We start from the raw sequence: 23,506 nt of genomic DNA, 5'->3' as shown, positions 1-23,506 counted from the left end.
TGGACGGCGACCTCCCCTCGGTGAAACGTCTCCCGCACGATGGCTCCCTTCGGTGCGCTGACGATCAGATCAGAAGAAGCCACAGGTGGGGGCGGCGCCGCTGGGTGCGGGAGCGGTTTCGGCCCCGCTGGGCGCGTAGACCTCCAGCCGGATGCCGTCGGGGTCGCTGAAGAAGATCCCGCCGGAGGCCACGCCCTCGCCGTGCGCCACCACGCCGTCGTGCGCGAAGGCGACCGAGAGTTCACGCAGCACCCGTTCCACCGCGCGCACCTGGTCGATGCTGTCCACCTGGAACGAAAGGTGATGCAGTCCGGGGGTATCGGTGGAGAACGCGCCGTCGCTCTGCTCCCACAGCGTGACGACGAGTTTGCCGTCCGCACCGAGGAAGGCCCACCGGCGCTGGGCGTCGGTGCTCGCGGCGAGCTGTTCGAAACCGAGCGCGCGGCGATAGAAGTCCACCGAGCGATCCAGGTCGGAGACGTTCAGTCCGACGTGCCCGGTGGCGAGCTGAGGTGCGGCGACCGTGGTCATGATGATTCCTCCTCGGAATGTCTAACTGTCTTCTTTAGTTTTACTGGTTAGACCATACGAACGGCAGTGCCCAGTGTCAACCGGTAAAATTCTTTTCAATAGTTATAGGGAGGTGGCCGCCGTGGACGGTGACACGCACTCGATACCCTCGGGCATGCCCGATCCACGCCCCCACCTCGGTGAACCCCTGGCGCTCGATCTGCTGAATACGAGATGGATCGAGCACGGACCACGGGATCTGCTCACCGAGGTCACCGGCCTGCGCACCTGGCTTGCGTCGACGGGGCTCTCCGATCGCGCCACCGCCGACGAAGCCACCTTGCAGGCGACGCTGACCGCGCGGACGGCCATCTACGACGTGGTCGCGCACGCTTCGCACGCGGGGCTCAACGAGGTGCTGGAACACGGCCGCATCCGCCGCACGCTCACCGAGGCGGGCCCTGCGGACCTGGCGGACGTCGCGGAGCCGGCCTGGCTGCCCGCCTGGCTGGCCGCCGACAACCTGCTGGAACTACTGCGCACCGCGCCGGACCGGATCCGTCAGTGCGCGCATCCGGAGTGCGTGCTGTTCTTCTACGACACCTCGAAGAACGGAACTCGGCGCTGGCACTCCATGGCGACCTGCGGCAACCGCACCAAAGCGGCCCGCCACTACGCGCGGAAGACCTGACGCTCAGAACAATTCGTCGAGCAGCCGGTAGTACGCCAAGCGGTTCTCGTCCGGCTCGGTCAGCCCGTAGGCCGCGAAGAAGGCCGCCACCTCCGCTTCGCCGAAGTCCGCGCGCAGATCGCGGACGGCGAGTGCCAGATCGCGGTAGCGGTCGGCCACGCCGAGCGCGCCCACGTCGAGAAGGACCTCGTTCTCCAGGACGTTCGGCGGGGTGAAGTCGCCGTGCGCCACCACCAGGTCCTCATTGCCCGGCCGCTGCGCCAGCAATCGCGCGAGGACCTCCTCGGGGGTGGATCCGGCGTTGTCGTGGTCGAAATCGTCCGGGTCCACGAGCCCTTCGACCACGTGGCGGCGCGCCTTCGCCAGCACGACGTCGAGCCGTCCGTCGAAGGGGCAGTCGGCGACCGGAATGCCGTGCAGCCGCCGCAGGAGCCCGCCGAGCACGGTGCCGATCGAAGCCGCGTGCGCGCTATCGGAATTCGTCCGCGCCGCCAGGCTGGGTGCGCCCGCGTCCACGAGCACCAGGACGTCGTCTTCGAACGCCGCGACCTCCGGCACGGCGATCCCCCGATCGCGCAGCCAGGTGAGCCGCTGGTACTCGGCGACCGCCTTCGGTCCGCGTTTGAGCCAGTAGGCGCCGTTGACCGACACCACCCCGCCGCTCCTGCCCTCGTGCGAGTCCGACCAGGTCGGCGACTCGCCGAACAGCGTCGCGACCGTGGACGGCAACGGGATCGTCAGCTCACCCAGCGTGTCCAGCGCGGCGCGAGTCGATTCGATCTCCTCGGGATCGCCTTCGGCGACGCGCAGCCGCATCGCCTCGGCCAGCAGCGCGTGCGCCTCGGTCAGCTGATTCCGTTCGGCGAGCGCCTTGCCCAGATGCTGCACGGCGAAGGAGAGCACCTGCGGAGCGGCCGCCCGTGCGTGTTCCACCGCACGGCGGTACAACGTCTCGGCGGTGTGGGCGTCGCCGCGGTAACGGTAGACGTCGCCCAGGTTGATCCACACGCTGATCCGCCGCTGCTCGGTGTCCACCAGTTCGAGCGCGCGATCGAGGTGATCCAGCGCCTCGTCGTAGCGGCCGAGCAGCATCAGCTCGATTCCGGTCTGCCGGTAGCTCGCGAAGTCGTCGGGGCGGGCCTGCGCCACGCGGCCGGCCAGGCGCTGCGGGTCGTGCGGGATCATCCGCTGCCGCTCGTCGAACCGGTACAGCGGCTCGTCCCGCTCGACCTGCCCCGGCGCGCTCACCAGCGCGCCCTGGGCACGTCGAATTCGGCGCACAGGGCACGCCAGACGTCGCGGGGGTCGATCCCGGCCTCGATGGCGGCGGCGCCGGTGCGCCCGCCCAGCTCGAGGATGACGTGGTCGGTCAGCAGGGCGTCGCCGCGGGCCACACCGAACTCGGTATGCAACAGTTCCTGGAACTCGGTCAATCGCACCGTCCCGAACTTACTCCCATTCCGCGCGGTCCCAGGTCAGTGGCACACCCGGACCGTTCCGGTCAGGGATGCACGGCGTGGCCCACCCGGTGACACAGGCTGACGGGGTCCGGGAACTCGGGCGTGGCGGCCGCCTGCCGGGCCGCGTCGGTGTAGCGGGGATCGGCGAGGATCTCCTGTACCGCGGCGCGGACCGCGGCGGGCGACAGTGGCCGCACGACGATCGAACTGCCTTGCCGGGCGGCGCGATTGGCCAGCTCCCACTGGTCGCCGCCGCCGGGAACGGTGACGATCGGGACACCCGCGGACAGCGTCTTGGCGAGCAGGCCGTGACCGCCGCCGCCCACGACGACGGACGCGTGGGTCAGCAGTGCGTCTTGCCGGCCCAGTCCCGCTGTGGCCCACGGGGGAAGATCGGCGGGCGGAGCGTCCAGCATCGAGATGGCCACGCGGACACCGGTTCCGTCCAAAGCCTCCAGAACGGTCTCCGCCATGCCCGCCACACCGGTGTGGGCCGTCGACGGGGCGACCATCACCAGCGGTGCGTCACCGGGCGGGAGGTCCAGGATCGCGTCGGTCGGCTCCCACAGCAGCGGCCCGATCACATGGGCGGATTCCGGCCAGTCGGGACGCGGCACCTCGAGTGCGGGCAGGGTGGCGACCAGGCGGGCCGCCGGGCCGGGATCGACGGCCGGGAGACCGACGCTCGCGCGCGCCCGCTCGCGCTGGCGGCGCCCGTTCCGCAGGGCGCGTGCGGTCATGCCGCGCAACACACCGTCGCGCACCCGCCCGCGCAGACCCGCACCGGGGGCCAGTCCGCTTCCGATGGGGGGCAATCCCTTCGACGGCAGATACAGCGGATGCGGGGACAGTTCCACCCACGGGACGCCGAGCCGCTCGGCGGCCATCCCGCCGCCCGCGGTCAGCACGTCGGAGATCACCAGTTCGGGCAACATCGCGCTCAGTTCGGGCAGGATCTCGGTGGAGATGTGCGCCGCCCGCTCGTGAATGCGCTGCCCCGCGTCCGCGTCGTCGTCCACCGGCCGCGGCGCCAAGCCTTTGAGCCTGCGCACCCCGATTCCGGCGGCGAGTGCGGCGTCGAACCAGCGGGGACCCGTGAACAGGGCCGGCTCGTCACCGGCATCCAGGAACCGCAAGCACAACGCGATAGCGGGGAACGCGTGACCGGGGTCGGGCCCTGCGACGACGGCTACTCGCATCCGCCTAGCCTGCCACAGGGCCGATCACACCCGCATCGCGGCGGCGGGGGTGCGACAGGGTCCGCCCGCCGTGTCCGCCCCCTACAGCTTGCTCACCGTCGAGTTGTCCGAACCCGACACCGCCTTGTACAGCAGGTACAACCCGAACACGATGGCGCTGATCACCAGGATCGGGAACAGGCCCTTGATCAATGCGCCGATGACGGCCAGTGCGATCCAGACGACCGCGACGATGCCGATGATCTTCCACAACATTCCGATGCCTCCCAGAAGTCCGTTTCCGCTTCGAGCATGACACTCGGGTGGGCGGGAATCACCAGGTGAAGCGCGATACCGGGGTGGAAATCAGGGTTCCCCCTGACACCAGGACCTCGTCCGGCCCGCGGTGATCGGGGTTTCCTACTCGGTGTCCGGCCACGCGTGCCTCCCGGTGACCTCCGGTGGCCGGGTTCTCGCTTCCTCGGGCGCAGGTCACGTCACCGGAGTAGCGTCGATTCTGCCTGCGGCGGGACACGTCGATATGCGATCGAACCAGGCCGGACGCTCGCGGCAGAACAATGGGCCATCGGGCGTCCGGCATCCGAGCCCGCGATATCGGCGCACGACCTCGAGGGCTAGGGACCGGAGTCCATGACCCAGTACGCGAGTTCGAAAGTCGACGACGCACCGGCGCCCGTATCGGCGTCGGCGCTGTGCGCTCTGGGCGCGATGTCGGCGCTGCTCTCGGGCGATCACCGGGAACCGGACATCCTGCGGATCGCCGCGGAGTCGGTGTCCTCCGCCGGATGCTGCGACGCACTGGGCTGCTATCGACTCGTCGGGGGCGAATACCGGCTCGGCACAGGGCAGTCCGCTCCGCCCGATCTGGACGCGCAACTGCGCGCGCGGAACGGCGCAGGCCGCCTCCGGCTCCCCGGCCGCCGGTGGGCGTGGGCGCTACCCCTGCGCGACCGGTCCGGGGTGGTCGGCGCGATCGTCGTCGGCGCCGACCGCGAACCGTCGCAGGAGGAGATGTTCCTGCTCACCGTGCTCGCTCGACTGGCGAGCGTCGCGCTGGCCGATGGTATGCGGCGCGAGCGTGCTGCCGCGGTGGCCGCCGACCTGACCGAGGTCAACGAGCGGCTGTCGGCAACCGTGCTGTGGCTGCGGCGCCGCACCCACGTCCAGGAAGTGCTCTCCGATGCCGCCGCGTACGGCGGCGGCGAACAAGGCATCGCGGACGCGCTGGGACAGCTGACCGGATTGCCGGTCGCCGTCGAGGACCCGTTCGGCAATCTGCGGGCGTGGTCGGGACCGGGCAGACCGGATCCGTACCCCAAAGCGCCGCCGCGGCAGCGGGAACAACTGCTGCGCCGTCTCGCCGCCCACAACGGCCCGCTGCGCGTCCGCGACCGCGTGATCATCCTGGTGAAACCGCGTACGGAGATACTCGGCACGCTCGCGTTGATCGATCCGGACGATACGGCGGTCGACGCGGAGATCTTCGCGCTCGCCTACAGCAGCACGATGCTCGGGCTGGAGTTGGCGCATCAGCGCAACCTCGCCGAGATCGAGCTGCGGTTGCGCCGCGAGCTGGTCGACGACCTACTGTCCGGCGCCGACGGCGACAGCGCCTTCGCCCGCGCCGAGGCCCTGGGCTACGACCTGCACGGCGAGCACTACGTGGTGCTCGTGCACGGCGTCGACAGCGCGTCGGCGGAGGCGGTCGCCCGGGCCGCCACGGCGCTGGAACTGCCCTTCCTGCACGGCCGCCGTTCGGGCATGGTCGTGCTGATCACCGATCGCAGGCCCGACCCGGCCGCACTGCATCGCACCGTCCGCGCGCACCTCGACACCGCCCCGGTGGCCATCGGCATCAGCGGCCGCTGCGCGCGACCGGCCGATTTCGTCCGGGCGTTCGACGATGCGCGCCACGCGATCGATATCCGCCTGCGATCGCCCACGCCCGACGGCGCGACCGCGTACGACGAGCTGGGCTTCTACCGCCTGATCGACGCCGCCCGCACGGACGGCCGAGTCGAGCGGTTCATCCGGGAATGGCTCGGCCTCCTGCTCGATTACGACCGGGACCGCAACGCCGACCTGGTGTACACGCTGAGCCAATACCTCGAATGCGGTGGCAATTACGACGATTCCGCCGCTGCCCTGCACATCCATCGCAGCACCCTGCGCTACCGGCTCGGCCGCATCCGGCAGCTCACCGGATTCGATCTGCGCGACGTCGACACCCGCTTCACGTTGCAAGCGGCCACACGCGCCTGGCGATTCCTGTCCTCGACCGCGCCGCCGGACCGGCCCTCCCGTGCCACCGACCGAACGACTCCGGACTGAATACCGACCTGCTCGCGACCGGATCACAACCATGGTGTGCGCTCCGGGCGGGACACGCACACCATCGTCGAGGACGAGTCCGCCCGGTCAGCTCCTGGGGCGCTCGGCGTCCGGCAACTCTTCGGCCAAGGGATCGTCGTCCGGCATGCCGTCCGGTCGCTGCATCCCGAGATCGGCCGTATCGACGGCGTAGGGGTCGATCATCTGTTCCCGCCCCATGCGCGACCGATCGCCGCTGCGCGGCATCCGGAGCGTCTCCTCTTCACTGCCCGGATGGCGGCGCCTCCGTGCCGCGGCGACGTCGCCCGGTTCGCCGGCGCGCTCCTCCGGCGGGCGGGTCATCTCGGGGCGGGCTCGTCGCGGCTGCGGCACCGGCTGCCTGCCGTAGACGTCCCAGGCGGCCTGCTCCGGGTCGATCTGATAGTGATCGAACAGTTCCTGCTCGGCCTGCGGGCTGATCTGCCCGTTGTGGTCCAGCTGAGGCGAGGTCTTCACCGCCTCCTTGCCGACTCGCACCCGCAACGTCGCCGCCTCGGGACGATGCTCGGCCCCGGCCAGCGGGACCAAGGCGTCGGTGCTGAACAGGCCGGTGGACACCGCGATCCAGGTGGGGGATCCGGAGTTGTTGTCGACGTAGACCCGTTTGACCTTGCCGATCTTCTCGCCTTCGGGGCCGTACACCGAGCTGCCGATGAGCGTTTCCAGCATTTCAGTCATGGGTTCCTCCGCGGTTCGTCCCTGCGACGCGCAGCCCGGCAGGACGCGGCTGGGCACCGCGCGTGCTGAGAAAGGGTTCAATCGCTTGCGGGTCGATCGGTGGCCTCGGATCCGTCGGCGACGCGCCGCGTCCTGCGCGACACCCGCACCGGGTCCTCGGCGGTGTCACACGCGAAGTACCGGCTGACATCCAGCCGCTGCGTGTCCTGGTCGAGCAGCGATAGACGGTAGGAAACATCGAGCATGACGTGCTCCTGCCCTGTAGTGCATGTTCCCGCCCTCAGTCGAGGCCGGAAGTAATCAGCTACACCGTGGCAACTACCCCGCTCTGCCGCAGCCAAACACTGCGATTACCGAATTCGACGACTCGCCGAATCGTCTCCAAGATCATAGTTATTGGACAGCTATCTTCAGTGCTCGCTCCGTGGCCCGCGGTGCGCCGCACCGGCCTCGCGATCTCCGCTTCTGATCAGCGTCAGCGCCGACGGCCCGCTGGCGAACCGGAAGTTCTTGCCGCGATGATCGACCTCTCCGTCGGTGGCCAACGAGACCGGCTGCCCGGCCACCCGCACGGTCACGCGGGAGACCCGGCGGTGCCGATAGGTGGGCGAATACGCGAGCGTGCCGGTGAACGTCGCGAAGACCAGCCGCAGCCGGGAGAACGGGACGTCGGCGCGCAGGTAACGGACATCGAGGGTGCCGCCGTGCAATTCCGGACGCGACATGGGGATCTGGTCGGCGGGATGGTAGGCGCCGTTGCCGACGAACAGCATCCACAGCGCGGTGCGGGTGTCATCGATGGTGACGTGCAGCGGCTGGGCGCGGAACAGTACGCGCACCATGGCGAGTCCCGCAGCGGGCCACTTGCCGATCCGGCGCTCCCAGCGCTCCCGGACCCGCACGAAGTCGGGATAACCGCCGAGGCTGGCGGTGTTGACGAAGACGCGCTGCTCTGCGTCGTCGAAGCACACCTCGGCCACGTCGACGCGCACCGCTTCGCCCGCTTGCAACGCGGCGAGGGTGACATCGGAGTCCTCCACCCCGGCATCCCTGGCGAAGTGGTTCAGCGTGCCGCCCGCGAAGACCGCCAACGGCACCCGGTGGCGCACCGCGTACTCCGCGACGGCCGACACCGTTCCGTCCCCGCCGATCACGCCGAGAGCGACGATGTCGTCGCGTCGCAGCAGTTCGCCGACCCGCGCCTCGACGTCGTCGTCGCCGAGTTCGAGCACCTCGGCGGCGGGCAGCCGGTCGCGCAGGGTGGCCAGCGCGTTGTCGCCGTCGCCCGATCCCGCGTGCGGATTGCCGATCAGCAGCAATCCGGCGCCGTCCGGCAGCGGGTCGATGTGTTCGACCGGGCCCAGGGCGGCGGGCTCGTCGTCGCGCACCGCCCACCACCGCCGGGTGACCAGCGCGACCGCGCCACCGAACAACGCGCCCGCGACCACGTCGGACGGCCAATGCACGCCGATATGGACGCGGGAGTACGCGACCGCGGCGGCGACAGGGGCGACGGCGGCAGCCGCCACGGGAGACTCCAGCGCCAGGCCCGTCGCGAAGGCGGCGGCGGAAGCCGAGTGCCCGGACGGGAACGACGACGAGACCGGCGGCGCGACCAGCCTGCGCACGAACGGAACGGACTCGTCCGGCGGACGGCGGCGCGGAAACAGCGGTTTGGCCACGCCGTTGGCCACGCTGCTGGCAATGCTCAGTGCGAGCAGCCCGCGCACCGCGCCGCGCCGGGTCGAGCGATCTCCGGCGACGAACAGGACCGCCCCCAGGGCGATCCACAGACGGTTCTTGTCGGCGGCGGTGCTCAACGCCTTCAGCGCCCGGTCCGCCGGGGTCGCTCGCACCCGCGCACTGCGGTCGACCAGCCACCGATCCAGGCTGCTCGTCATGCCGACCATCACACCGTCACGCCCGCGAGCCGAGAGAAACCGCATCGCCGCAGCCTACCGGCCACGCACGCGCCGGATCCGCGCCCATCACGCGCGAACGCCCGGCTGACGCGCTCGCCGGATGCCGTTTGCGCCGGCACGACCGGATCGTAGGCCCGTTCAGTGCACGGATGTACTCTGATCTTCGACGCACAGTGACGTTGCGCGACAAGAGGGAAGGGATGATCGAATGACGGAGACACACCGGTCAGCACACAGTCATGCACTGAGCCTCATCTAACGGCCGGGACCCGATGGAACAGACGAACGAGCTGGCACAAGAACTCGCGGCCGCCGCGCGGCGGCACGGCTCGGCGATCGCCGGGATCGTCGGATCCGCCGCCCGGAAGGCGTCCTGGGAGGTGCTCGACCTCATGGCCGAGAGCCGCGAACTGGTCGGCGCGGCGTTCCGCGCCAGGGCCGAGGAACTCCGCCGCAAGGACCGGTCGAGCTGAACCGGCCGACGTCAGATCGGTGGCCGCGGCGACGCGGGCACCGATTTGTCGGCCACCTCGATGAGGGCCTGGGCCCACCCGTCCAGCCGATCGGAAGCATGGCGCAGATCCGCCACGATGGTGTCGAAGTTGTGCCGAACCACGGTGTTCTCCGGAACCGCGAGGATCCGGGCTGCCGCGGCTACGACCTGCTCGTACTCCCCGACGCCCGCATCGAGCCTGGCCAGAATCAGCCGGAGGTTCTCGGTGAGCGCCACCGCCGCGGGGGAATCAGCGCTCCCCATCGCACCGAGGCCCTGTTCCATCGCCGTGATGTCGGCGGCCAGCGCGTGCAGCGCCGCCGCGCCCGAAGCGGCCGTTTCCAGCAGGTCGGCCAGTTCGTCCTGCGGCAGCCGGTGCGAGCGAGCGATCTGGACGCCCATCCCGTGCAATGCCTTCTCCGCCCGCACCAGACGCGCGATCGCCGGGCGCGCGTTGGACCACAACGGCGGCTGCTTGCGCGGGATGAACGCCGCGTGCGGCAGGGGAGCGCCGCGCAGCCGCAGATAACGGCGAGTGCTCAACGCCGCGCCCGTCACCAGCGCGACCGCGCCGCCGCCCACCATGACCACGGCCCAGACCGGCGCCGAAAGAACAACGAGGCCAACGGTTCCCGCCGTGGTGAGGCCGGATACGGTGCCCAGCTGGAAGCTTCGGCGACGGGCCCTGCGGCGGCGGCGCAGCTCACGCTCCCGCGGATCGGCCCAGCGCCGCACGGCCACAAGCGCGTTCTCCCCCGCTTCGCGAAGGCTGTCCGGCAGGCTGCCCGGCTGTGGCGCGAGCGCGGCTTGTGCCCGGATCAGCGCCGTCCCGCGCAGGCGCCGCGCGTCGAGCTGCCGCTCACCGAATACCCTGCCGCTCATACCTTCTCTCCCACCGGTTGCACACTTCGGACAGACCGAGACCCGACTCGGCCGACGGCCGGCCGGTCGGGTCCCCACGCCTTGTCTTCCAGTGAACCAGCCCCCACCGACACATGTCGCCGAACGCCCGTCGTCGGCTACTGCTGCGCGGCCTGCCCCTTGTTCATCTGCGGCTGCGCCTGCCCCGGATTGATGGCGGGCTGGGCGCCACCGGCGGGCAGCTGATCCCCGCGCATGGACGCGCGGATCTGCTCCAGCTTGCTGTGCCCGGCCATCTGGATGCTGGCCTGCTGCACCTCGAGCATGCGACCCTGCACCGAGTTCTGCGCGAGTTCGGCGGCGCCCAGCGCGTTGGCGTAGCGGCGTTCGATCTTCTCGCGCACCGCGTCCAGACTCGGGGTGCTGCCCGGCGCGGACAGCGTCGAATCCATCTGCTGCAGCGAGGCGGAGACCTGTTCCTGCATCTTGGCCTGCTCCAGCTGGCTGAGCAGCTTGGTGCGCTCGGCGACCTTCTGCTGCAACAGCATCGCGTTCTGCTCCACGGCCTTCTTGGCCTGGGCGGCCGCCTGCAGCGACTGGTCGTGCAGGACCTTCAGGTCCTCGACGGACTGCTCGGCGGTGACCAGTTGCGCCGCGAACGCCTCGGCGGCGTTGGTGTACTGGATCGCCTTCTCGGTGTCGCCCGCGGCGGTGGCCTGGTCGGCCAGCAGAACGGCCTGGCGCGCGTTGGCGTTGAGCTTCTCGACTTCGTCCAGCTGCCGGTTCAGCTTCATCTCCAGCTGGCGCTGGTTGCCGATGACCGACGCGGCCTGCTGCGAAAGGGCCTGGTGCTGCCGCTGGGCTTCCTCGATAGCCTGCTGAATCTGGACCTTCGGATCCGCGTGCTCCTCGATCTTCGCATCGAAGAGGGCCATCAGGTATTTCCAGGCCTTGACGAACGGATTAGCCATCGATTGATCCCGCCTCCATCTGACATGCCGCGCTCGGGCGCGACTCCAGTGCGCGACCGTCACGCACTCGATATGTGCCTATCCTCCACCATGTGGCACCCGAGCCGGGCGAACCCGGCTCAACCGACGCCTAAGGGAGAATCTATCCGCTTTCCGCACCGGCCCGCAGCGTTGCCGCCGTGGCCACGTCTCGTCGCGCGTCACGCGCCCTTGACCAGGACCAACATGTCCGAACGCGGCGCGGGGATGACGATCCGGGTGTCCTCCGCCAGCGGCAGCGGCCGCGCCGCGTCGGCCACCGACATGGTCGCCGCCGCGGGTTCGTCCTGCGCCGCGGGTTCGGCGGCGGTCTGCTCCGACGCCGCGGTCGCGGCCGGGGCGTCGTTCGCGGTCGCGTCGGCGGTCGGCCCGTCGGCGCCGGCCATGATCGTGCTCACATCCCACAGCACCCGGGACAGCGGCACGTCCAGCGCTTCGCAGATGGCGGCCAGCAATTCACTGGAAGCCTCCTTACGACCGCGCTCGACTTCGGAGAGATAGCCCAGGCTCACCCGCGCGGACGTCGACACCTCGCGCAAGGTCCGGTTCTGGGCGAGACGCGCACGCCGCAGACTGTCCCCGATCGCCTCTCGCAGCAGCGTCATCTCGTTCTCCTTCGCTCCCGGTCGCCGGGCCGAGGCGATTCTCGACCCCACGCATGCCGTTCTTTCTGGCACAACGTCCGAGCCGGGGCGGTTGGTTCCCGCCCGGGGCACCTCAGCCGCTCCGCCCGACGCGGTCGGCCGGGCCCGGGCCCGCCTCCCGCACACACCGCAGCAATTCCGACACCGCCGTGCGCGTCGCACCGATTCTGATCGTCCACCGGTCGCCGGGGAGTTTCAACCGCATCACCTCGGTATGCCCCGGACCGGCCAGTCCGAGGAAGACCGTGCCGACCGGGTGCCCGTCCTGTGAATCGGGGCCCGCCACGCCGGTCAGGCCCACGCCCCAGTCCGCGCCGCATCGGGTGCGCGCGCCCACGGCCAGCTGTTCGGCGGTGCTCGCCGCCACCGGGCCTTCGGCCGCGAGCACTTCCGCGTCCACACCCGCGAGGCTGTGCTTGAGATCGGTGGCGTACACCACCAAGCCGCCGCGCAGCACGGCACTGGCGCCGGGGACCCCGGCGATGGTCGCCGCGAGCAGGCCCGCGGTCAGGGATTCGGCGGTGGCCACGGTTTGCCGCACAGTCACCAGCGCACGAACCAGATCGATGGCCTGCACGCCTTCCACCAGCGGATCGCTCATACGCCGCGCGTCCGCCCCGGTCCGCCCGCGAACCACACCCGGGCCGCCTGACCGACGTAGTCCAGCCCGGTGGCCACCGTCAGCGCGACCGCCAGGTACATCAGCAGCATGCCGATGCCGGCGACCCAGCCTGACAGCGGCAGCAGCAACATGGCGATGGCCAGCGACTGGACCAGGGTTTTGAGCTTGCCGCCGCGCCCGGCGGGAATGACGCCGCGCCGCACGACGAGCAGGCGCAGCAGTGTGACGCCGATCTCGCGACCGCAGATCACCAGGGTGATCCACCAGGCCAGATCGCCGAGCAGGGACAGCCCTATCACCGCCGACCCGATCAGCGCCTTGTCCGCGATGGGATCGGCCAGCTTGCCGAAGTCGGTCACCAGACCGTATTTGCGAGCCAATTGCCCATCGAACCGGTCGGTGATCGCGGCGAGGCCGAACAGCGCCGCCGCGGCGATCCGCCAGCCGGTGTCGTGGCCATCTCCGACGAACAGCGCCACGACGAACAGCGGCACGATCGCGATGCGCAGCATGGTCAGCACATTCGCGATGTTCAGCAGGGGCGGCCCGCTCTCGGCCTGCGCGGGCGCGAAGCCGGGCCGGGTTGGTGCGGGCGCGACCCAGGGGCGGTCCGCCTCGTCGGGTTGCACGCTCATGCTCTGCCCCTTCCGGCACGAGCGGGGCCCCGCGTGGTCACGCTCCGCCGCCTCCGGGCCTGACCGCTCACGCCGTCGCCTCGCCGGCGATCGGCTCGGTCACGGCCGCCTCGGCACCGCGTCGCGCTGCCCGGCGCGATGCGGTGAGCTGAACGAGTGGATCTGCGGCACACGTTCAGACTATCGGTAGCCGGGCCGACTACTGTGCACCCCATGACCTCTCGGGGACCACTAGGTGGTTCGACCAGCGACGCGTATCCGGGCGCGGCTTCGGCCGCGCGGAGTTCCGTTCCGGTCGTCCGACGCGCACGAACCTCCGATGTGCCCGAGATCAAGCGCCTCGTCGACGTCTACGCCGGCCGGATCCTGCTGGAGAAGAACCTGGTCAACCTCTACGAGGCGGTGCAGGAGTTCTGGGTCGCCGAGTTGGACGGCCGGGTCGTCGGCTGCGGCGCGCTGCACGTGCTGTGGGCCGACCTCGGGGAGGTGCGCACGGTCGCGGTACACCCCGACGTCAAGGGCTCCGGTGTGGGCAAGCTCATTGTGCAGCGGTTGATCGAGGTTGCTCGCGAACTCGAGCTGGAGCGGGTGTTCGTGCTGACCTTCGAAGTGGAGTTCTTCGGCAGGCACGGTTTCGTCGAGATCGACGGCACGCCGGTCACCGCCGAGGTGTATGCCGAGATGTGCCGGTCCTACGACACCGGTGTGGCCGAGTTCCTCGATCTGAGCTATGTGAAGCCCAACACCCTCGGCAATACTCGAATGCTGCTGACGCTCTGAGTCCGTTCCCACAGGAAGCGATACCGTGCCGATCTTCGCCGTCCACTACGTCTACTCCCAGGCCACTGCCGCGGACCGGGACGTCCACCGCCCCGAGCACCGCGCCTGGCTGGCCGGCCTGCTCGAGTCCGGCGCCCTGCTCAGCAGCGGCCCGTACCCGGACGGGTCCGGAGCGCTGCTGATCTTCCGCTCGGAGGACGCCGGGCAGTTGAAGGACCTGCTCGCCCAGGACCCGTTCGCCCGGGAGAACCTGATCGACGACGTGCGCGCCGTGGAGTGGGCGCCGGTCTTCGGCGCATTCGCGTCCTGACCGGCTAGCGGTCCGCTCGCACGCGGGTGCGGAGCAGGCTGGCGACCGTCGCGACGACCAGGATGCCCAAGATCACGCCCAGCGAGACGGGCGTGGAGATCTCCGGGACCGCGACGTGCTCGCCGCCGTTGACGAACGGCAGCGTGTTCTCGTGCAGGGCGTGCAGTACCAGCTTCACGCCGATGAACGCGAGGATCGCGGCCAGCCCGTAGGACAGGTACACCAGCCGGTCGAGCAGACCGCCGATCAGGAAGTACAGCTGTCGCAAGCCCATGAGCGCGAACGCGTTGGCGGTGAAGACGAGGTACGGCTGCTCGGTCAGGCCGTAGATGGCCGGGATGGAGTCCAGCGCGAAGAGCAGGTCGGCGAATCCGATGGCCAGCAGCGCGAGCAACAGCGGGGTGACCGCCCGGCGGCCGTCGACCCTGGTCACCAGCTTGTCGCCGTCGTATTGGTCCGTGGTGGGCAGCACCCGTTTGGCCAACGCGACGATCCGGCTGTCTCTTTTCTCCTCGACCTCGACCTCGTGGCCGCTCTCACGCAGCAACTTGACGGCGGTGTAGACGAGGAAGAGACCGAACAGGTAGAACACCCAGCTGAACGCGCTGATCGCGGCCGCGCCGACGGCGATGAACGCACCGCGCATGACCAGGGCGAGCACGATGCCGATCAGCAGCACCTTCTGCTGGTAGATCCGCGGCACCGCGAAGGTGGACATGATGATCAGGAAGACGAACAGGTTGTCCACCGAGAGCGCCTTCTCGGTGACGAAGCCCGCGTAGTACTCCCCGGCGTAGGTCGAACCCCACTGCCAGGCGACCACACCGCCGAACAGCAGCGCCAGCCCGATGTACACCGCGGACCAGAACCCGGATTCCCGGAACGTCGGTTCGTGCGGGGTGCGGACGTGGGCGAAGAAGTCGAAGATGAACAGTCCGAGGATCACCACGACGGTGATCACCCATTCGAGTGCGGTTACGTGCATGCGGCGTGCCGATCGCGAGCGAAGATCATGATGTCCATAATGCCCGATTTGTCCGTTGTTGTTCGATAGCGGGGTGATTGCCGCCCATAATTCCACATGCGTTCACCCGCCCGCTCATGCCACAGTCGTCGTTCGTGGCGACGATCACCGTCACGTTCGACCGCGCCAATGCGCTGCCCGGCCTCACGACGGCGGGACGGGACGGCGAGTGGCGACCGACCCGGTACTCGTTGCCGCTGCCGTCGAGCTATACCCTTCAGGCACGGAAGAACCGGACCGGGTAGGGTCGTCGGCGAGGGAAAAACGGTTCCCGGCACCGTATCCGGTGCTACCTTCGAGCCGACGAAGATCAGATCGCAGGAAGGCGAGACGATGACCGGAACGCTACGGCAAGAGTTGCCGAGCGATGCCCGGCGTTCGCGCGCCCACGCCGTGCTATCGCTCTCGTTCATCTCGTGGTGGATGAGCGCGCGGAGCCGCCCCTGATCTCGTCTTTCCCAGACCTGTATCGAAGGGGTCACTCCGCGGCGAATCGCCGGGAGTGACCCCTTTTTCGTGCGGTCGAAACCCGACCCGATCCCTCGTAGCCCAATCGGTAGAGGCGCCGGACCTAGATTCCGGGAGATGCGAGTTCGAATCTCGCCGAGGGAACCAGCCGGATCACTCCGGCGGCTCGGAGCCGCCGTCCTCCCCGCCACCGCGGATCGACCACAGGAGCCCGTCCAGCTCATCGGGTTTCACGAGCACGTCGCGCGCCTTGGAGCCCTCGCTGGGACCGACCACGCCGCGGGTCTCCATGAGGTCCATCAGCCGTCCTGCCTTGGCGAAGCCGACGCGCAGCTTGCGCTGCAGCATGGACGTCGAGCCGAACTGCGAGGTGACCACGAGTTCCACCGCCTGCAGGAAGACGTCGAGATCGTCGCCGATGTCGGGATCGACGTCCTTCTTCTCGCCCGGCTTCGCCGCGGTCACGCCCTCTTGATACTCCGGCTCGGCCTGGTTCTTGGTGAAGTCGACGACGGCGTGGATCTCCTCGTCGCTGATGAACGCGCCCTGCAACCGGGTCGGCTTGCCCGCCCCCATCGGCAGGAACAAGCCGTCGCCCATGCCGATCAGCTTCTCCGCGCCGGGCTGGTCGAGGATGACGCGGGAGTCGGTCAGCGATGAGGTCGCGAAGGCCAGGCGGGAGGGCACGTTGGTCTTGATCAGACCGGTCACCACGTCCACCGACGGCCGCTGCGTGGCCAGCACGAGATGGATCCCGGCCGCACGGGCCTTCTGGGTGATGCGGACGATGGCGTCTTCCACGTCGCGCGGAGCGGTCATCATCAGATCGGCCAGCTCGTCGACGATGGCCAGGATGTACGGGTAGGGCCGGTACACCCGTTCGCTGCCCAGCGGCGCGGTGATCGCGCCCGACTTCACCTTCTTGTTGAAGTCGTCGATGTGGCGCACCTTGTTGGCCTGCATGTCCTGATAGCGCTGCTCCATCTCCTCGACGAGCCAGGCCAGCGCGGCCGCGGCCTTCTTCGGCTGGGTGATGATGGGCGTGATCAGGTGCGGGATGCCCTCGTACGGAGTGAGTTCCACCATCTTCGGGTCGATGAGGATCATCCGGACTTCGTCCGGCGTGGCTCGCTGCAGCAAGGACACCAGCATCGAGTTCACGAAGCTGGACTTACCCGAACCGGTGGACCCCGCGACGAGCAGGTGCGGCATCTTGGCCAGATTCGCCGAGACGAACTCGCCCTCGATGTTCTTGCCCAGGCCGATCACCAGCGGGTGGTGGTCGGTGCGGGTACTGGGCGCCTTGAGCACGTCGGCCAGCCGGACCAGCTCGCGGTCGGCGTTGGGCACCTCGATGCCGACGGCGGACTTGCCGGGGATCGGCGCGAGCAGCCGGACGTTCTCCGTCGCGACGGCGTAGGCGATGTTGCGGGCCAGCGCGGTGATCTTCTCGACCTTCACGCCGGGCCCGAGTTCGACCTCGTAGCGGGTGACCGTCGGGCCCCGCACGAAGCCGGTCACCGCGGCGTCGATCTTGAACTGCACCAGCACCTCGGTGATCGCCTCGATCATCGATTCGTTGGCGGCGCTGCGTTTCTTCGGCGGATCCCCGTCGGTGAGCAGCGACAACGGCGGCAGGGTGTAGTCGCCTTCGACCTCGCGATCGGCGACGAACTCCAGCTGCTGCGGCGGCGGTGGCGGTGGCGTCTGATCCTCCACCACCGCGGCGGGACGCTGCTTCTTCGGCCTCGGTTTCGGCGCGGGTTCTTCGACCGCGATCTGCTTGGCGTCGCGCAGCGGCGGTTCACCGAGCGCTTCGGTGACCGCGTCGGGGTCGCCGAACTCGTCGGGCGGGTAGTTCTCCGCCGGCGTGCGACCGCGCCGCTTGGTGGTGGCGCGGTGCACCGGGAAACCGTCGGCGTCGTAGTTGGCCGGATCGTAGTCCCGGTAATCGCCGTCGAATTCGCCGTAGTCGTCGCCACCGGTCTCGGTGCCGAGGTAACGCCGCAGCTTGGCGGGCACCTCGCGCACCGTGGTCCCGGTCACCAGCAGCGCGCCGAAGACGATGGCCAGCAGCAGGATCGGGACCGAGAGCCAGGCGGTGAGGCCGTTGGTCAGCGGCCCGCCGGTCACGAAGCCGACGAAACCGGCCGCGCGGGAACGTCCGTGCGCGTCGGTGGGAGCGCCCGCGGCGATGTGCCACAGTCCGAGGATCGGCAAGCCGATCAGCAGGCCGCCGAGCACCAGCCGCGGCCGGATCTCGGGGCGCGGTTCGGTCCGCATCAGGACGACGGCGATCCCGGAGGCGACGAACGGCAGTCCCGCGGACGCCGATCCGGAGATCGCGCGGATCACGTCCTCGACCCAGTGGCCGACCGGCCCGCCTGCCGACAACCAGACCGCCGCCGCGATCACGGCGCTCAGGGCGATCAGCGCCAGCGCGATGCCGTCGCGCCGATGCCCGTGCTCGATCTCGCCCGCGCGGCTCAACGTCCGGGTGGTCGCGCCGAGTCCGCGGGCCAGCATGGTCCAGCCGCTGCCGATACCGCGTGTGATGACCGCGAGCGGAGCCGTGTTCGACGGACGGCGCGCCGGGCGCCGGGCCGGGGCGCGCCTGCGGGGGGTGGCGGTCGCTCTGGGCGCCGCGGCACGGGGCGTGGCCGCGCGAGACCGCGCCGTGGTGGTCCTCCCCCGCGCCGATCCCGCCCGCGCCCGAGTCGTCGTGGTGCTGCGGGACTTACCTGCCATGGCCCCAGGCTAGCCGCAATCGCCCCATCCGGACCATCCGCAACACTGGCACCGTCGCGCCTCTGGCGGCTTTTCGCCGCCCGTCGGCCTCTGCGGCCCGGGGCGACGGGCGATTATCAGACCGAACGGTCCGCTTCGAACACCGCCCGGACGGCCTCCGGGGATCCGGCGGTCTCCAGCCGGACTTCGTCCCGGCCGAAGGCGTGCAGCACCAGTTCCGACGGCTTTCCGGTCAGCGTGACCACCTCGTCGGACGCCGACCGCACCACCGTGCGCCTGCCGTCCGGCGTCGCGAGTTCGACGGTGACCGGCGCCTTGCGGTAGGCCATCTTGGCCATCTTCCGCAGGACCGACCACAGCTGGTCCTCGTCGGCGGCGGTCAGTTCGCGTGGCTGCCAACCGGGTTCGGCGCGGCGCACGTCCTCGTGATGGACGAACATCTCGGACAGATTGACGACCGCGTCCACCGGCCGCAGCGGCGACCACCACGGCGGACCGGTCCGCACCTGTTCCAGCAGTTCGGGGAAGGGCTTACGCGCCGCCTTCGCTTGCACCCGCTCGAGATACCGGGCGAACGGCTTCAGCAGGATGCCCGGCGCGGCATCGGGCCGCCGTTCGCGAACCACCAGATGAGCGGCCAAATCTCGCACCGTCCACGCACCGCAGAGCGTGCGCGCGTCCGGACCCGCCGCCTCCATCGCTTCCACGAGCCCCCGGCGTTCCCGCTGTGCCATAGTCACTCCCCGAACATACCGACCGCCATGCGTCGACGCCGTGCGGCACGACGCCCCGCGGTCACCGCGACCGCGGCGCCACCCCGGCGGTCCACGCGGGGATTTCTCCGGCGACGCCAGGCGGGCCACGAGAACCGAGGACGTGCCACACTCGGCTTGTGCCGACCGGCACGCAATGACGTTGTGCTTCATCGAGATTCGCCGCTGACACGGGCGACGGAAACCCCTGCGCCCCGGTTGCGGGAGGCGGGGCCGTTGGCCACACTTGGCTCTATACCGGCAACGCGCGCCCCTAGCACGGTGTTCGCGTCTCCCTCTGCCGGGAAATCTCCGGCTAGCGTAATGAAGGTCGGCTCTGTACCTTGTCACTCGGTCCATCGGGTCGTGGGCCTTATGACAAGAAGGGGCAAATCCTCGTGAAGAAGTTTGCTACCGGTGTGGCCGCGCTCGCGGCGGCAGGTGCCGCGCTGGCTGTCAGCGCGCCCGCCGCGAACGCTTACACCAACAACTACGGCGCGATCGCGCTGTCCACCTCCACCGGTTTGATCGGGTACTCCTACGACTACCCGAACTCGTCTGCCGCACAGCAGCGCGCCATCAGCTCCTGCGGCGCGGCGGACTGCCAGTCGGTGGTCTGGTTCCGCAACGGCTGCGGCGCCGTGGCGTACTCCAGCGGCACCGGTACCTGGAGCTGGGGGTATGCCTCGTCGCGGCGCAGCGCGCAAGGCCAGGCGCTGGCGCACAACGATTCCGATGCCTACATCGTGCACTGGAACTGCACGTCCAACCACGGCTGATGCCCGGACTTCGAGTCGAAGGAAACAACGTGAAGCACCGCACTTTCCGGACCACCGTGGCCGTCGTCCTCACCGCACTGGCCTGCTCGCTGAGCGCCTGCGCCTCCAACGACGACTCCTCGTCTCCGAGCACCAGCGCCAATCCCAGCCACGCGGCGGGTGAGCTGGAGGGCGGCTCGGACAAGGGCGACAAGGAGGCCGGCTCGGCGCCGACCACACCGTCCTCGCCCGCCCTGGCCAAGCCCTCCGTGCAGCAGCTGAACGAACGGCTGCAGAAGGCGTTCGATCCGAACGTGCCGAACGCGGAGAAGATCAGCTGGATCCAGGCCGCCGAGCAGGATCCCTACCTGGTCGCCAACCTCGTCGACGCCGCGAAGAAGCAGAAGGTCACCGTCGAGGTCACCAACGTGGGCGACCCGAAGGACGGCAAACTCAAGGCCGACGCCAAGGTCACCATCGACGGCACCCCGGTGGACGACGCGTTCATCCAGTTCGTGTCCGAGGGCGGCCAGTGGAAAGTCGACCACACCTTCGCCTGCAACATCGTCAAGAGCGCGAAGATCGAGTCCGCGGCCTGCCAGGAGTAATCCACTACCGCGTGGAAAGCGCCGGGCAGCTGAGCTGCCCGGCGCTTTTCGTTGCGGGGATGGTCAGACGCCGATGACGGTCGGCACGATCATCGGACGACGCCGATAGGTGTCGGCCACCCATCGACCCACCACGCGGCGCACACCCTGCGCGATCCGGTGGGTGTCGGTGACGCCTTCGCCCGCAAGGCGCAACAGTTCGGCTTCCACCAATTCCGCCGCGTCGAGCAGTGCGGTGGGATCGTCGGAGAAGCCGCGGCCGCTCAGTTCCGGGGTACTCACCGCCTTGCCGGTGGTCTCATCGATGGCGACGGTGATCGCGATGAAACCGCCCTCGCCGAGCACCAGCCGGTCCGACAGCGTCGACTCCCCGACATCACCGACCGACAGCCCGTCGACGTATACGTGGCCCACCGGCACCCGTCCGACGATCGAGGCGATGCCGTCGACCAAGTCGACCACCACGCCGTCCTCGGCGAGCACCACCCGCTCCTGCGGCACGCCGGTCGCCACCGCCAGCGCCGCGTTGGCGCGCAGATGGCGCCACTCGCCGTGCACCGGCATCGCATTGGTCGGCCGCACCGCGTTGTACAGGTAGAGCAGCTCTCCCGCCGAGGCGTGCCCGGAGACGTGCACCTTGGCGTTCTGCTGGGTGATCACCGTGGCCCCGAGCCGGGCCAGGCCGTTGACCACCGCGAACACCGAGTTCTCGTTGCCGGGGATCAGCGAGGAGGCCAGCACCACGAGGTCGTCGGGGCGGATGTTGATCTGCCGGTGGTCGCCGCGCGCCATCCGCGACAGCGCCGACAGCGGCTCGCCCTGCGAACCCGTGGAGATCAGCACCAGGCGGTGGCTGGGCAGCGTGGCGGCGACGTCGAGGTCGACGACGACGCCCTCCGGCACGGTGAGATAGCCCAGGTCCTGCGCGATCTGCATATTGCGGACCATCGAGCGGCCGACGAAACACACGCGCCGCCCGTACTTCTGGGCCACGTCGACGACCTGCTGGATACGGTGCACATGACTGGCGAAGGACGCGACGATGACCCGGCCGTTCGCCTTGCCGATGACCGTGTCCAGCACGCCGCCGATCTCGCGTTCCGGCGTGACGAAGCCGGGGACCTCGGCGTTGGTGGAGTCCACCAGGAACAGATCGACGCCCTCGTCACCGAGCCGGGAGAATCCGGCCAGGTCGGTGAGCCGCCCGTCCAGCGGGAGCTGGTCGAGCTTGATGTCACCGGTGTGCAACGCGACGCCCGCCGGCGTGCGGATGGCGACGGCCAGCGCGTCGGGAATGGAATGGTTGACCGCGAAGTACTCGCAGCCGAACGGGCCGTGGGTGGTGTGCTGTCCCTCGGTCACTTCGACGAGTTTCGGGTGCAGGCGGTGTTCCCGGCACTTCGCGGAGACCAGCGCGAGGGTGAACTTCGAGCCGACGACCGGGATATCGGGCCGCAGCCGCAGCAGGAACGGCACCGCGCCGATGTGGTCCTCGTGGCCGTGGGTGAGCACGACGGCCACGACATCGTCGATCCGGTCCTCGATGGGGCGGAAGTCCGGCAGGATCAGGTCGACGCCGGGCTGCTGGTCCTCCGGGAACAGCACGCCGCAGTCGACGATCAGCAGTTTGCCGCCGTACTCGAAAACCGTCATGTTCCGGCCGATTTCGCCGATACCGCCGAGCGCGAACACGCGCAGGCCGTTCTGCGGCAGGGGCGGCGGGGCGCCGAGCCGATCGTGCGCGGCCACCGGGGCCGCCTGTGCCGGAGGCTCGTCCACCCGCCGGGCGCCCGACTGCCCGCGTCCCCGGCCCGCTCGCCGGGACGCCGCATTCTGTCCCTTGCTTTCCCGGCGCGCCTGCACGGGCGCGGGCTCCTTGGCCGTGACCGAGGGAGGGGCTTCAGCCGTCGTCTCGCCCGTAGCCGGCTCGGGCTGCGCGACGGTCTGCGCTGACGTAGGGGGCGGCGTCACCTGCTCCGCCGGGGTGGTGGGGGCCGGCGCTCCCGCGGGGCGGGACGCGCTGCGGCGGCGCCGGGATAGATGTTCGCTCACGAAAGCACTCCGACCGCTCGCAGGTCCGCGGCGAGCACTTCCAGTTGCTCGCCGGTCGGCATCAGTTGCGGCAGCCGCGGCTCGCCGACCTCCACGCCCAGCAGCCGCAGACCACCCTTGCTCATCGCGACGCCGCCGAGCCGGGCCATCGCGGCGTGCAGCGGCAGCAGCGTGGTGTTGATCTCGCGGGCGCGCACCACCTGCCCCGCCGTGTATGCCTCCAGCAACGCGCACAGTCGTTCGGGTACGAGATGCCCGATGACGCTGATGAATCCGGCCGCGCCGACCGACAACCAGGGCAGGTTGAGCGCGTCGTCGCCGGAGTAGAAGGTCAGGCCGGTGCTCGCGATGAGCTCGGCGCCCATGTTCAGATCGCCTTTGGCGTCCTTGACCGCGACGATGCGCGGGTGCTCGGCGAGCTTGCGGATGGTGTCGCTGGCGATCGGCACCACCGAACGCCCGGGAATGTCGTACAGGGTGACCGGCAGGTCGGTGGCGTCCGCGACGGCGGTGAAATGCGCGATCAGCCCCTCCTGGGAGGGCCGGGAGTAGTACGGCGTCACCACGAGCAAACCGTGTGCACCCGCCCGCTGCGCGTTGCGCGCGAGCTCGATCGAATGCGCGGTGTCGTAGGTGCCCGCGCCCGCGATCACGGTCGCGCGCTTACCGACGGCATCGACGACGGCGCGCAGCAGATCGGCCTTCTCCGACTCGGTGGTGGTCGGCGATTCACCGGTGGTTCCCGAGATCGCGAGCAGGTCGACGCCGCGGTCGACCAGGCGGGCCGCGAGCGCGACCCCGGCATCGACGTCGAGCTTGCCGTCGGCGCTGAAGGGGGTCACCATCGCGACACCTACCGTGCCGGACGCACGCAGCTCCGTTGGCGTCGATTCACCGTTCTTCATGGTCAG

At 69.7% G+C, this 23,506-nt stretch carries 26 protein-coding genes and 1 tRNA gene; 9 read left to right on the top strand and 18 right to left on the bottom strand.

Annotated features, from left to right (window positions below):
• Positions 1 to 69 precede the first annotated feature (69 nt).
• Positions 70 to 531, bottom strand: coding sequence for a VOC family protein (locus tag QMG86_RS08500; protein WP_281878735.1), 462 nt, complete (start codon positions 529 to 531; stop codon positions 70 to 72).
• 154 nt (positions 532 to 685) lie between these two features.
• On the opposite strand from QMG86_RS08500, the gene QMG86_RS08495 reads away from it, so the two are divergent.
• Positions 686 to 1,201 (top strand): CGNR zinc finger domain-containing protein, encoded by a 516-nt coding sequence (locus tag QMG86_RS08495; protein WP_281880844.1) that lies wholly within the window; start codon positions 686 to 688, stop codon positions 1,199 to 1,201.
• Between the two features lie 3 nt (positions 1,202 to 1,204).
• Here QMG86_RS08495 and QMG86_RS08490 read toward each other — a convergent pair whose 3' ends face one another.
• The 4 genes from QMG86_RS08490 to QMG86_RS08475 form a co-directional block, all read right to left on the bottom strand.
• Positions 1,205 to 2,449: an APH(3') family aminoglycoside O-phosphotransferase gene (locus tag QMG86_RS08490; RefSeq protein ID WP_281878733.1), complete on the bottom strand. Its 1,245-nt coding sequence runs from the start codon at positions 2,447 to 2,449 to the stop codon at positions 1,205 to 1,207.
• A complete protein-coding gene (locus tag QMG86_RS08485) occupies positions 2,446 to 2,640 on the bottom strand; it encodes a DUF3046 domain-containing protein (RefSeq protein ID WP_281878732.1) in 195 nt (64 codons plus the stop codon). The genes QMG86_RS08490 and QMG86_RS08485 overlap by 4 nt, the downstream gene beginning before the upstream one ends.
• A 62-nt stretch (positions 2,641 to 2,702) precedes the next feature.
• Positions 2,703 to 3,860 (bottom strand): glycosyltransferase, encoded by a 1,158-nt coding sequence (locus QMG86_RS08480; protein WP_281878731.1) that lies wholly within the window; start codon positions 3,858 to 3,860, stop codon positions 2,703 to 2,705.
• 81 nt (positions 3,861 to 3,941) lie between these two features.
• Positions 3,942 to 4,115 (bottom strand): hypothetical protein, encoded by a 174-nt coding sequence (locus tag QMG86_RS08475; RefSeq protein ID WP_039799283.1) that lies wholly within the window; start codon positions 4,113 to 4,115, stop codon positions 3,942 to 3,944.
• 375 nt (positions 4,116 to 4,490) lie between these two features.
• Here QMG86_RS08475 and QMG86_RS08470 point away from each other — a divergent pair, with 375 nt between their 5' ends.
• The gene (locus QMG86_RS08470; protein ID WP_281878730.1) at positions 4,491 to 6,191 is read left to right on the top strand and encodes a PucR family transcriptional regulator; all 1,701 of its coding nucleotides are present in this window, start codon (positions 4,491 to 4,493) and stop codon (positions 6,189 to 6,191) included.
• A gap of 87 nt (positions 6,192 to 6,278) precedes the next feature.
• On the opposite strand, the gene QMG86_RS08465 is transcribed toward QMG86_RS08470, so the two are convergent.
• The 3 genes from QMG86_RS08465 to QMG86_RS08455 form a co-directional block, all read right to left on the bottom strand.
• The gene (locus QMG86_RS08465) at positions 6,279 to 6,908 is read right to left on the bottom strand and encodes a PRC-barrel domain-containing protein (protein ID WP_281878728.1); all 630 of its coding nucleotides are present in this window, start codon (positions 6,906 to 6,908) and stop codon (positions 6,279 to 6,281) included.
• Between the two features lie 77 nt (positions 6,909 to 6,985).
• Positions 6,986 to 7,153 (bottom strand): hypothetical protein, encoded by a 168-nt coding sequence (locus QMG86_RS08460; protein WP_281878727.1) that lies wholly within the window; start codon positions 7,151 to 7,153, stop codon positions 6,986 to 6,988.
• A gap of 165 nt (positions 7,154 to 7,318) precedes the next feature.
• On the bottom strand, positions 7,319 to 8,854 hold the full coding sequence (locus QMG86_RS08455) for a bifunctional phosphatase PAP2/diacylglycerol kinase family protein (protein ID WP_281878726.1): 1,536 nt from the start codon (positions 8,852 to 8,854) through the stop codon (positions 7,319 to 7,321).
• Positions 8,855 to 9,102: 248 nt separating this feature from the next.
• Between QMG86_RS08455 and QMG86_RS08450 the strand changes: the two genes are divergently transcribed.
• Entirely contained in the window at positions 9,103 to 9,303 is a 201-nt protein-coding gene (locus tag QMG86_RS08450; RefSeq protein WP_281878725.1) for a hypothetical protein, read from the top strand.
• An 11-nt stretch (positions 9,304 to 9,314) separates the two neighbouring features.
• Here QMG86_RS08450 and pspM read toward each other — a convergent pair whose 3' ends face one another.
• From pspM to pgsA, 5 genes are all read right to left on the bottom strand, one after another.
• Positions 9,315 to 10,205: a phage shock envelope stress response protein PspM gene (gene pspM, locus QMG86_RS08445; protein WP_281878724.1), complete on the bottom strand. Its 891-nt coding sequence runs from the start codon at positions 10,203 to 10,205 to the stop codon at positions 9,315 to 9,317.
• A gap of 137 nt (positions 10,206 to 10,342) precedes the next feature.
• A complete protein-coding gene (gene pspA / locus QMG86_RS08440; protein ID WP_281878723.1) occupies positions 10,343 to 11,155 on the bottom strand; it encodes a phage shock protein PspA in 813 nt (270 codons plus the stop codon).
• A 200-nt stretch (positions 11,156 to 11,355) separates the two neighbouring features.
• Positions 11,356 to 11,799, bottom strand: coding sequence for a helix-turn-helix domain-containing protein (locus QMG86_RS08435; protein WP_281878722.1), 444 nt, complete (start codon positions 11,797 to 11,799; stop codon positions 11,356 to 11,358).
• Positions 11,800 to 11,911: 112 nt separating this feature from the next.
• On the bottom strand, positions 11,912 to 12,439 hold the full coding sequence (locus tag QMG86_RS08430) for a CinA family protein (RefSeq protein ID WP_281878721.1): 528 nt from the start codon (positions 12,437 to 12,439) through the stop codon (positions 11,912 to 11,914).
• Complete coding sequence (pgsA, locus tag QMG86_RS08425; RefSeq protein WP_281878720.1) at positions 12,436 to 13,095, bottom strand: CDP-diacylglycerol--glycerol-3-phosphate 3-phosphatidyltransferase; 660 nt, start codon at positions 13,093 to 13,095, stop codon at positions 12,436 to 12,438. Before pgsA ends, QMG86_RS08430 begins: the two co-directional genes overlap by 4 nt.
• Positions 13,096 to 13,308: 213 nt before the next feature.
• On the opposite strand from pgsA, the gene QMG86_RS08420 reads away from it, so the two are divergent.
• Together QMG86_RS08420 and QMG86_RS08415 are read left to right on the top strand one after the other, a co-directional pair.
• Positions 13,309 to 13,875, top strand: coding sequence for an amino-acid N-acetyltransferase (locus QMG86_RS08420; protein WP_281878719.1), 567 nt, complete (start codon positions 13,309 to 13,311; stop codon positions 13,873 to 13,875).
• Between the two features lie 25 nt (positions 13,876 to 13,900).
• Complete coding sequence (locus tag QMG86_RS08415; protein ID WP_281878718.1) at positions 13,901 to 14,185, top strand: YciI family protein; 285 nt, start codon at positions 13,901 to 13,903, stop codon at positions 14,183 to 14,185.
• 4 nt (positions 14,186 to 14,189) lie between these two features.
• Here the strand turns inward: QMG86_RS08415 and QMG86_RS08410 are convergent, their stop codons facing one another.
• The gene (locus QMG86_RS08410) at positions 14,190 to 15,170 is read right to left on the bottom strand and encodes a TerC family protein (RefSeq protein WP_281878717.1); all 981 of its coding nucleotides are present in this window, start codon (positions 15,168 to 15,170) and stop codon (positions 14,190 to 14,192) included.
• Positions 15,171 to 15,304: 134 nt separating this feature from the next.
• Between QMG86_RS08410 and QMG86_RS08405 the strand changes: the two genes are divergently transcribed.
• Positions 15,305 to 15,454 (top strand): hypothetical protein, encoded by a 150-nt coding sequence (locus tag QMG86_RS08405; protein WP_281878716.1) that lies wholly within the window; start codon positions 15,305 to 15,307, stop codon positions 15,452 to 15,454.
• A gap of 293 nt (positions 15,455 to 15,747) precedes the next feature.
• Positions 15,748 to 15,824, top strand: a tRNA-Leu gene (locus QMG86_RS08400).
• 6 nt (positions 15,825 to 15,830) lie between these two features.
• Here QMG86_RS08400 and QMG86_RS08395 read toward each other — a convergent pair.
• Positions 15,831 to 18,425 carry a DNA translocase FtsK gene (locus QMG86_RS08395; protein WP_281878715.1) on the bottom strand — a complete coding sequence of 865 codons (2,595 nt, stop codon included), beginning with the start codon at positions 18,423 to 18,425 and terminating at the stop codon, positions 15,831 to 15,833.
• A gap of 116 nt (positions 18,426 to 18,541) precedes the next feature.
• Positions 18,542 to 19,165 (bottom strand): TIGR03085 family metal-binding protein, encoded by a 624-nt coding sequence (locus tag QMG86_RS08390; protein WP_281878714.1) that lies wholly within the window; start codon positions 19,163 to 19,165, stop codon positions 18,542 to 18,544.
• Between the two features lie 410 nt (positions 19,166 to 19,575).
• Here QMG86_RS08390 and QMG86_RS08385 point away from each other — a divergent pair, with 410 nt between their 5' ends.
• A complete protein-coding gene (locus tag QMG86_RS08385; RefSeq protein ID WP_281878713.1) occupies positions 19,576 to 19,956 on the top strand; it encodes a DUF4189 domain-containing protein in 381 nt (126 codons plus the stop codon).
• 29 nt (positions 19,957 to 19,985) lie between these two features.
• Entirely contained in the window at positions 19,986 to 20,543 is a 558-nt protein-coding gene (locus QMG86_RS08380) for a WKL family lipoprotein (RefSeq protein ID WP_281878712.1), read from the top strand.
• A 63-nt stretch (positions 20,544 to 20,606) separates the two neighbouring features.
• On the opposite strand, the gene QMG86_RS08375 is transcribed toward QMG86_RS08380, so the two are convergent.
• Together QMG86_RS08375 and dapA are read right to left on the bottom strand one after the other, a co-directional pair.
• The gene (locus QMG86_RS08375) at positions 20,607 to 22,595 is read right to left on the bottom strand and encodes an RNase J family beta-CASP ribonuclease (protein WP_281878711.1); all 1,989 of its coding nucleotides are present in this window, start codon (positions 22,593 to 22,595) and stop codon (positions 20,607 to 20,609) included.
• On the bottom strand, positions 22,592 to 23,500 hold the full coding sequence (dapA, locus tag QMG86_RS08370; protein WP_281878710.1) for a 4-hydroxy-tetrahydrodipicolinate synthase: 909 nt from the start codon (positions 23,498 to 23,500) through the stop codon (positions 22,592 to 22,594). Before dapA ends, QMG86_RS08375 begins: the two co-directional genes overlap by 4 nt.
• Between the last annotated feature and the right edge of the window lie 6 nt (positions 23,501 to 23,506).

Origin of the sequence: Nocardia sputorum, assembly GCF_027924405.1 — a bacterium.
In the GTDB taxonomy this organism is placed as follows: Bacteria; Actinomycetota; Actinomycetes; order Mycobacteriales; family Mycobacteriaceae; genus Nocardia; species Nocardia sputorum.
The sequence above is the reverse complement of the archived record's forward strand: the minus strand, read 5'-3'. Positions and strand labels throughout refer to the sequence as shown.